The organism is Streptomyces sp. PTL18, from assembly GCF_059510295.1.
The window spans coordinates 1-1,303 of the sequence record NZ_JCAJZO010000104.1; the positions used below are offsets into that span (position 1 = coordinate 1).

Below are 1,303 nucleotides of genomic sequence, written 5' to 3' on the forward strand. Positions count from 1 at the left end.
TGACCTTCCCCTCCTAGCGTAGAGACCGTGACTGCAGGGGAAGTTGGGAGTCATGGCAGGCAAGAGACGGAAGTTCGACGCGGAGTTCCGCGAGGGGGCTGTGCGGATCGTCACCGAGACCGGCAAGCCGATCGCGCAGGTTGCGAAGGACCTCGGGATCAACGAGACCACGCTGGCCAGCTGGGTGTCCCGGGCCCGCAGGGCGGGCGGCGCCGGGACGGCCGGCGAGAGCGAGGAACTCGCGCGGCTGCGGCGGGAGAACGCCCAGCTGAAGAAGGACAACAAGGAGCTGGCCATGGAGCGTGACGTACTCAAACGCTGCATGGTCTTGTGGGTGAAGTAGCTGCGGCGGACCCGGCCACCATGGTCGGGGCGATCAGCGACTGCAAGACCGAGGAGAACATTCCGCATCGCATCGCCTGCCGGGCGCTCGGCGTGTCGGAGGCGTGGTTTTACAAGTGGCGCCGCAGACCGTCCGAGCCGACGAAGCGCGAGGTCAGGCGGGCGGCGCTGGCCGAGAGGATCCGCTACTTCTTCGATCGCTCGGGCCAGACGTACGGCTCGCCGAGGATCACGCTGGATTTGTGGGAGGAGGGCTGGCAGGTGTCGCAGAACACCGTCGCCGAGATCATGGCCGAGCTCGGCCTGCAGGGCCGCACCCCGCCTCGCCGACGCCGTTCGCTGACCCGCCCCGGCAAGCGAAAGACCGCTCCTGACCTGGTACGGCGCAAGTTCGATGCCATCGCGCCCGACGTCTTGTGGTGGGGCGACATGACGGAGATCGACACCGGCGAGGGCAAGCTCTACCTCGCATCCGTCCATGACGCGTTCTCCCGCCGGGCACTGGGCTACGCGATGGGTGAGCGGCACGATGCCGCGCTGGTCAGCGCCGCCCTGCAGATGGCGATCGCGACCCGAGGCGGCCAGGTGGACGGCGTCATCTTCCACACGGACCGCGGCAGCGAATACACATCCGAGGCGTTCCAGCAGCTGTGCGGCCGCTGGGGCGTGGTGCAGTCGATGGGGAGAGTCGGGTCAGCCCTGGACAATGCCGCCGCGGAGTCGTTCCACTCGGTCCTCAAGGTCGAGTACGTCCACCGGCACAGCTTCGCCACCCGCACCGAGGCGAGGCTGAAGACCGCCACGTGGATCGCCGACTTCTACAACACGAAGCGGCGCCACAGCGCGGCCGGCGGGAAACCGCCCGTCGAGTTCGAACGGATCATCCAGGACGCGCGAGCCCGGACCGATCAGGAAGGCCGGGCTGCATAACCAACGTCTCTACGCAACCAGGGGATTGACA

The 1,303-nt window shown here is 67.6% G+C and carries 2 protein-coding genes; both read left to right on the plus strand.

The genetic code is table 11. The features are described 5' to 3' along the window. Nucleotides 1-52 precede the first annotated feature (52 nt). The gene (locus tag AC5WS8_RS39145; protein WP_496108234.1) at nt 53-343 is read left to right on the plus strand and encodes a transposase; all 291 of its coding nucleotides are present in this window, start codon (nt 53-55) and stop codon (nt 341-343) included. Next, the gene (locus AC5WS8_RS39150; RefSeq protein WP_496108235.1) at nt 331-1,272 is read left to right on the plus strand and encodes an IS3 family transposase; all 942 of its coding nucleotides are present in this window, start codon (nt 331-333) and stop codon (nt 1,270-1,272) included. Before AC5WS8_RS39145 ends, AC5WS8_RS39150 begins: the two co-directional genes overlap by 13 nt. The last annotated feature ends 31 nt before the right edge of the window (nt 1,273-1,303 follow it).